At 55.6% G+C, this 7,405-nt stretch carries 7 protein-coding genes and 2 pseudogenes; 2 read left to right on the top strand and 7 right to left on the bottom strand.

Annotated elements, in window-relative coordinates; translation table 11 throughout:
• Positions 1–356: 356 nt before the first annotated feature.
• The 3 genes and pseudogenes from F8N21_RS29400 to F8N21_RS29390 form a co-directional block, all read right to left on the bottom strand.
• A complete protein-coding gene (locus F8N21_RS29400) occupies positions 357–1,799 on the bottom strand; it encodes a mechanosensitive ion channel family protein (protein WP_150645464.1) in 1,443 nt (480 codons plus the stop codon).
• A gap of 165 nt (positions 1,800–1,964) precedes the next feature.
• Positions 1,965–2,591: an isochorismate family cysteine hydrolase YcaC gene (gene ycaC, locus F8N21_RS29395; RefSeq protein WP_150645463.1), complete on the bottom strand. Its 627-nt coding sequence runs from the start codon at positions 2,589–2,591 to the stop codon at positions 1,965–1,967.
• A 56-nt stretch (positions 2,592–2,647) separates the two neighbouring features.
• Positions 2,648–2,881: pseudogene (locus F8N21_RS29390) on the bottom strand (hydrolase); the annotation flags it as partial.
• On the opposite strand from F8N21_RS29390, the gene F8N21_RS30670 reads away from it, so the two are divergent.
• Positions 2,811–2,966, top strand: coding sequence for a hypothetical protein (locus F8N21_RS30670; RefSeq protein WP_191624433.1), 156 nt, complete (start codon positions 2,811–2,813; stop codon positions 2,964–2,966). The pseudogene F8N21_RS29390 and the gene F8N21_RS30670 sit on opposite strands and share 71 nt — an antisense overlap.
• 150 nt (positions 2,967–3,116) lie before the next feature.
• Positions 3,117–3,656 (top strand): PaaI family thioesterase, encoded by a 540-nt coding sequence (locus F8N21_RS29385; RefSeq protein WP_150645462.1) that lies wholly within the window; start codon positions 3,117–3,119, stop codon positions 3,654–3,656.
• A 227-nt stretch (positions 3,657–3,883) separates the two neighbouring features.
• On the opposite strand, the gene F8N21_RS29380 is transcribed toward F8N21_RS29385, so the two are convergent.
• From F8N21_RS29380 to F8N21_RS30665, 4 genes and pseudogenes are all read right to left on the bottom strand, one after another.
• Positions 3,884–5,116, bottom strand: coding sequence for a hypothetical protein (locus tag F8N21_RS29380; protein ID WP_150645461.1), 1,233 nt, complete (start codon positions 5,114–5,116; stop codon positions 3,884–3,886).
• A complete protein-coding gene (locus F8N21_RS29375) occupies positions 5,116–5,379 on the bottom strand; it encodes a PAAR domain-containing protein (protein WP_150645460.1) in 264 nt (87 codons plus the stop codon). The genes F8N21_RS29380 and F8N21_RS29375 overlap by 1 nt, the downstream gene beginning before the upstream one ends.
• A 128-nt stretch (positions 5,380–5,507) precedes the next feature.
• A complete protein-coding gene (locus F8N21_RS31205; RefSeq protein WP_224788314.1) occupies positions 5,508–6,224 on the bottom strand; it encodes a S41 family peptidase in 717 nt (238 codons plus the stop codon).
• Positions 6,217–7,405: pseudogene (locus F8N21_RS30665) on the bottom strand (hypothetical protein); the annotation flags it as partial. The pseudogene F8N21_RS30665 and the gene F8N21_RS31205, both read right to left, overlap by 8 nt.

The raw sequence follows: 7,405 nt of genomic DNA, 5'->3' as shown, positions 1-7,405 counted from the left end.
CGAACGAAAGGGGCAAGAGCCCTTGGTTACTTGGGGCTTTTCCAAGTGACCCGCCGTAAGGGCGGAACCCTGAGTCGCCGTGACCGCAGCAACGGATATGTACCCAATCAACAAAATACAAGCCGACCGGCTCTTGATCCACCGCCCCCTCGCTACGCCTGTGTGTGTGCCTGAAACCCGAGCTTAAGTGAACAGCATTGCCCTGTAGGAGCGAGCTTGCTCGCGATGGACGTTAACGATAACGCGTATCTTCTGAATGAACGCGCCGCTCTTGAGTCCATCGCGAGCAAGCTCGCTCCTACAGGACACCTCGGGAAAGCGTCAGATCAGACACCAGAAAAACACCATACCGCCCCCTAAGTCCTGTTACGCAACCACTGCAAAAAGCCCTTCTTCTCCACCGCTTTCGGCACTTCCCGGGTCAGGGTTTGCGCGGTGTGCAGGCGGTAATCCAGCAGGGTTTTCATCGCATCGCCGATGTCACGACGGGCATCCAGGCAGGGTTTGAGGTATTCCTTCTCGATGCGATACAAGGTGCAAAAGGTCTTGGCCGAGAAGTCCGCGGGCACCGCCCCGTCTTCGAGAATCCCGGCTTCGCCGATCACCTCTCCCGGCCCCATGCGCGCGGCTTCGAATTTACTGCCGTCGCGGCTGAGCGCCACCGATACCACGCCGGATTCGATAATGAACAGATGATCGCTGACTTCGCCGCTGGGCAGGATCATTTCGCCGGCGCGAAAGGTTTGCAGCTTCATATTCTGGCTGAAGGTGTCTTTCTCCTCCTGGCGCAGGGTCGAGAAGATATTCGAGCTTTCCAGCAACGCCCGGGGCCGGGAAAAGTTGGCCGGCGCCGCACTCTCTACCGTCGACAGCAGGCTCACCCCTGACGCCTTCAAGTGCCGATACGCAAGATCGAACAGCTGATTGCGCACTTCGCGCTTCTGCCCCATGGACGAGACAAATCCGCTGATTTCGTATTCCACCCCGCCGCTGCCGGAGCTTTTCAGCGTCACATTCGGTGCGGGTTTGCCGAGTAACTGTCGGCAGCCCTGCATGGCACGCTCCAGCGCCTCGATGACCGTTTGCGGGCGGGCATGGGGGCTGATCTGCAGGCTGACGGACAGCCCGTGCATGTCGCTGGGTCGGCTGAAGTTGATGATCTTGGCCTTGGCCGCCAGGGAGTTGGGGATCACTGCCATGCTGCCTTGGGCAGTTTGCAGGCGCGTCGCCCGCCAGTCGATATCGGTCACCCGACCTTCGGTGCCGTCGATGGAGATCCAGTCATCCAGTTGATAGGGTTTGGTGGTGTTCAGGACGATGCCGGAAAACACATCGCTAAGGGTACTTTGCAACGCCAGACCGACAATGATCGCCACCGCCCCGGAAGTCGCCAGCACGCCCTTGACTGGTAAATCCAGCACGTAGGCCAGTGCGGCGATGATCGCGATCAGGAAAATCACCGCACCGAGCAAATCCTGCAACAGCCGCCCGGTGTGCCCGACCCGCTGCATCATCAAAGCGCCGCCCAACACCGTCAGGGTCCGCGCGCAGAACAGCCACCAAGCGATCTGCAAGCCAGTGGCGGCCAGGTGCAACGGCACATTCTCCGGCCAGGGCGGCGGTTGCATCGGGTTCATGCCTTCGTTGAACAGCACCATGCTGAACAGCGAGAAAATCACCAGGCGCACCGCCAGTCTCCAGTTGCTGCCACTGGCCGTGATCAGCCGCCACAACAGCAGGTCGAGAAGAATCAGGACCAGGGCACAGATCAGCGGGTGATTGGTGAGAAAGGACGGCATCAAACAACTCCAGCAAAGCCAATGGCGCGACAATGCCACACAGTGTAGGAGCTGGTGAAGCCTGCGATCTTTTGGCGATCATCCATTTTTCCGCAGATCAAAAGATCGCAGCCTGCGGCAGCTCCTACGGGGCGATTGGAGTTCGCCGTTGAGGATGCGGTCGGGCTATTTGCTGTTGGTGAGGCTGTTGTAGCTGGTCATCAGGTTGCGATAGTCGGGGATGTGATTGGAGAACAAGGTGCCCAGCCCTTCCACATCGTTGCGCCAGTCGCGGTGCAGCTCGCAGGCCAGGCCGAACCAGGTCATCAACTGCGCGCCGGAGGCCGACATGCGGTCCCAGGCCGATTGGCGGGTAAGTTCGTTGAAGGTGCCGGACGCATCGGTGACCACGAACACTTCAAAGCCTTCCGCCAGTGCCGACAGTGCCGGGAAGGCCACGCAGACCTCGGTGACCACGCCAGCGATGATCAGTTGCTTCTTGCCGGTGGCCTTGATCGCCTTGACGAAGTCTTCGTTGTCCCAGGCGTTGATCTGCCCAGGGCGGGCAATGTACGGCGCATCCGGAAACAGTGCTTTCAACTCCGGTACCAACGGGCCGTTGGGGCCGGTTTCGAAACTGGTGGTGAGGATGGTCGGCAGCTTGAAGTACTTGGCCAGATCGGCCAGGGCCAGTACGTTGTTCTTGAACCGGTCCGGCTCGATGTCGCGCACCAGAGACAGCAGGCCGGCTTGATGATCGACCAACAGCACAGCGGCATTGTCTTTATCCAGACGTTTGTAGGAGTTAGCCATTGTAGTAGTCCTCGCTTCTTATCGATGCCGAGTGAAATTCGGCGTGGGGTACTCGGTTAGCGCTGGGAGTCCAGCACTTCGTGTTCGTTCGCCACTTGCTGAGCCTTGAGGTAGCTCTCGATCAGCAATTGATAATGGGGCATGGCCTGGGCGTAAACGGCGGCCCACTGCTCGGCGTCCGGGCGGTTCCACGAACCTTGCAGCTCAGATAGCGTAGCCATGATGTCGATCGGCACCACCCCGGCCTGGGCCAATCGAGCGATTGTCAGATCAGTGGCAAGTTTCGAATGGAGTGTTTTATCGGCCGTGCACCTGGCCGAACCGGCCGGACTGGAAGTCGGCGAACGCCTGATGGATTTCCTGCTCGGGTCGTAGGTCGTAAGTCGAAGGTCGAAGGTCGAAGGTCGAAGGTCGAAGGTCGAAGGTCGAATTGTCCGATTTGTGGCTGTTATGTCACTGGATCAGATTATATTTCAATCATAATATTTCCCTCATGCTCGTCACTGAACCGCAGAGGAATTCTCCATGCAAAGCCCCACCCGCGAAGCAACCCTGGCCCAGTGGATCGCTCAGGAACAAGCCGTGCGCGCCCGTCTGGCCGGGCCCGGCAGCCTGTCCATGGCCGACGTCATAGCGTTGTCGCCCACGGAGTTTTTCGAGGGGATCGGGAATGGCGAGCTGCCCTCGCCCCCTATCGGCACTTTGCTGGACTTCATCCCCATTGAGTGGTCCGCCGGGCTGTTCATCTTTCAGGGCACGCCCGACTCACGGCACTACAACCCGCTGGGCAGCGTGCATGGCGGTTATGCCGCGACCTTGCTGGATTCCTGCATGGGCTGTGCAATCCACACCCAACTGAAAAAGGGTCAGGGCTACACCACCCTCGACCTGCGCATCAGCTACGTCCGCGCCCTCACCGGCAGCAGCGGACCCGTGCGTGCCGAGGGCAAGATCGTCCATCTGGGACGCTCGACGGCATTGGCCGAGGGGCGGATTTATGATGTGGAGGGTCGGTTGTATGCGACCGGGTCGACGACCTGCATGATTCTTGAGGATCGGGGGTAAAGGCTGTGTCAAAAGATCGCAGGCTGTGGTAGCGCCCATAGGAGCATGCGTACACCCCACAAACAGGTCGGCCGCCTCGCCTTGCTTTTGATCTGCCCCGTCCTGGCTGGATCCCCAGCATACGGGGTTGCCTCCAGAGTAATGCACACACGATCCCTGCAATCAGCCATACCCACCCGAGCAAAGCCTCCTACCCTACAAACCGTCGATTTTCCATCCGGGTTTCCCTATGCCGAAGCGGATGACGCAGGCATTAGCACCGTGCACCACAACTTTTCATCAGGGACGCCATTCCCACTGAAGACGAAGTGCGGCTCTCGACTACTGCGAATTTCCTCCACCGCAGCGGCGATCGCCAGCCACGGCGCCGAAACGCCCGGCAGCCCAAGTGACGCCCCAATGTTATGCAGCCCTTGACCCACTTTCACCGGCATCGGTATCTCGCTCAAAACCGTAGTGATTGCCGCCTCTCGTACCGAGCAGACACCCGACAGCCAGACATGCCGGACGGTTTCGGCGTCCAGCGTCGCCCAATCCAGGGCCAGGCGTACGGCATAGCGCAAATCCGCGGCCGTGGCCTCACGCTCCTGTTCGGGACGGTACAGGTAGGCCAGGGGTTCAAGCGTGTTTTGCGTCAGCCGATTGCCAAACAACAGCCCAACCACTGATTCCGCGGTCTCCTCGGGCTGTAAGGGCGCCACTTGCAGGGCCACCACCAGCAACAACGCCTGATCGTGAATACACTGATCCAGCCAATGATCCACCGCTGCCAGGCCGTTGCCGTCCAACAGTGTGGTCCTCTGTTTGATGCCCGATGCACTCCAGGCCTGTTGCCAGATGTCGTGCATGTCATCTTCCGGTACTGCAGTATTGGCCTGCAGCAACAGAGCCAACGGCCTGTCCGCCGGGAGTGCCGTCAATGTAGTCGCCAACTCCGCCAGTACCTTCGATAGCACCCGCAGCAACAACTTCTCGGGTGAATCGGCATACGCTCGCGATAAACGGCTGTGGCGTATTGAACTTTCCTGCCAGGAAGGTTGAGTCCGCAAGGCCGATTCACCACTGAGCAGGACCGACAACTGCGCCTGCCCATTCCGGGCATCCGGCTCACGCATCGCGGTGTGCAGACTGACAGCCAGTACCTGTTGCGATCGTCGTCCCTGACGCATTTTTCGGATCAGGTCCTCTTCGCGCGCTTGATCCCAACCCTCAGCCATGGCCACCTCGCCGAGATAGAGTATCGCCCGCAAACAACCCAGCACACACCAGCCCAAAAACGGCAGCCCCAAGGCGGTGGCCCAGAACCGAACCGACTGCTGAGCAAACGCTTCATCAGCCAGCCACAGCGTCCCCCCAAGGCCCAGCGCGAGGCACAACGGACACAGCAGCAACCAGACCCAAAAACGTGGTAGTTCCGGGCTTGGGGCCGGCGTCGGAACCCTATCCAACCTGACCGGCATCAGCTCGCAACCGCTTCTGGCAAGGACGAAATCGAGGCACGACCGTCGGCACATCGGTGTTTGTGAAAGGCGATAGGAACAGCACTTTCACGAAACTTCGGGTGTCCTTCGGCAATCGCTGTCGTGCCATGACCGGAAATCGGACAGTTCACTGGATCACCTTGGCGAACCATGCCAATGCCCCCGAAAATCATTGCAGCGGAACCGGAGAGAACTGTTCCGCCGCCAGTGGTTTTGTCACCCATATGGATGATGCCCTGCATGTTTATACCTATCCCAAAAAATGAACCGACACACTACTCGCCCTATTTTTCTACGCTCAATACTTGGTCGTGGCGTAAAACAGAACCGCGCAATGCATATGAAACAAGCCTGAACCCTCACCTACTAGCTACACACACTTACCCACAGCTAATTTTTTTAAATCCTGCTCATTCATACGTTGAAGCTTCATAGGATCTTCCGACTGAAGAACGTCAAGATATTGAAGGCGTGGCTTGTCCTTATCTAAAAACACCAAGAACCCCACTGCATCTCCAAAATTAAAGCAACCAAAAGAGCTTTTAATATATTTCTGGGGGGCTGCATTCTCTAGCGCCTCAGCTAAAGGATATCTATCATAAACTTCAATATCTCCAATTTTCCCCAACAAAAAATTGGTTGCCAACCCCTTCTCAAATACGGGACTTGTATCAAAAGAAAAAATTGATGCCCGCCATTTATTTGAGTAATCCTGCGCAACTTCATCATAAACTTCGCTGAGTTGCATATTGAGTCCGCACATGCCGGCAGACGCTCTGGCGCCATTATAGATGTTCCGCACATCAAAGTAGGCGCAGTCAATTAATAGGCCATCCTCCACAATCACCAGAGTATAATAAAAATTATATCTAGCTATTACCTGCAGTCCAGGCGAACCATTTATATCCATTAACCTGCGATCAAAACCTTCTTTGCCACCAGTTATATTTTCATAAACCACTTCGCGGCCATTATCACGAAGCATAATGCTTCCTGGGGTTTTTCCGCTTACTATTTCTCCCGCACTTGCTTTTGAACAGACCAAAAATAAAAATAGCAATGTAAGTATAGATGCTTGCTTAGCCATACTTAAAACTCCATAGACAATTGAGAAGTTTTCTTAAGAATGGTTTCAAATCTTTCTGCATAGGAGCAATCAAAACCTTTTCGTCAGTGCCATTTATGATTTTCCTTGCTGCCAAGTAGTCTACTTTGTTGATATTTAAGTAATCAGCCAACTTTTTCCCAGTGAACATCCCTTTAGTCATGCCGATAATCATGATAGGTATGGAGTACTCAAACTTTGCCGCAGCATCTGGATTTGAAACAAAATCAAAAAACAGTAAATTTGAGAATTTTTGATAATTATTTTTCCATGTCAAATGCACGCAACCACGACCTCTGTACTTGAACCCATCACCCTCTTGGGTATTTCCATTTCTCCTAGCTGTCTCTCGACCCTCAGGATCTGAAGCGAGAACCGGATCATACTTATTAAAATAAGAAAGCTTTCCAACCTCTGGCTTTTCGCTAAAAAACTCGGCGTCGGGGTAGTAGTATGTTTCATGCCTTGCAGTTGCCAGCATATAAGAAACCTCGTAAAGATTTGCTTTCTGCAGAGATGATTCGTAATACGTATTTATAGCAATTATTATTTTTTCCAGATTATCTTTTGACTCTTTAGTAAGGGCGGGTGTGTCAGGCGAGAAAAGTTTGTGTACTTGCTCATACTGCAGTAAAAAATCTTCCACATTAATTAGCCCGCCCATTTTCGCAAAATGCCCGGCCATCCCCACCGGATGCAAGTGATACACCCTCCCATGTACCGGCAACCCGACTTTCTCCGCCACCTCACTCCACCAACTCAGTTGCTTGATCCGCTCCTTCTCCGCCAACCAGTTCAGGTGCGGGGTCGAGCCGCTATGGCCGAGCAGTTCGTCCAGTACGTCCCATTTCTGCGGTTTGTAATACCACTCGCTTTCATAGCGCACGATCAACTGCGAGATCGACTGGGCATGGGCCGGCAGGCGGAGGGCCGCTTGCAGCTCTTCAGCGGTCATCTTGCCGTCGCGGTTGCGGTCGATGATGTCGTACAGCCGGCTCTTGATCGGGCCCTTGTCCCCTTCGTCGGCCATGGGGCCGTAGCGCTCAAGTTCCGTTTCGCTGAAGTGGTTAACGGCACGCAGGAACGAGGCCAGGACTTCCCGAGGGGAGTCGTAGTCGAAGATGAGGTCGTAGCCTTCCCATGACCAGGGACTGACCCAGGGG

The organism is Pseudomonas fluorescens, from assembly GCF_902497895.1.
Lineage (GTDB): Bacteria > Pseudomonadota > Gammaproteobacteria > Pseudomonadales > Pseudomonadaceae > Aquipseudomonas > Aquipseudomonas fluorescens_BP.
Note: the sequence above shows the minus strand (reverse complement) of the source record. Positions and strands in the feature narration are given on the sequence as shown.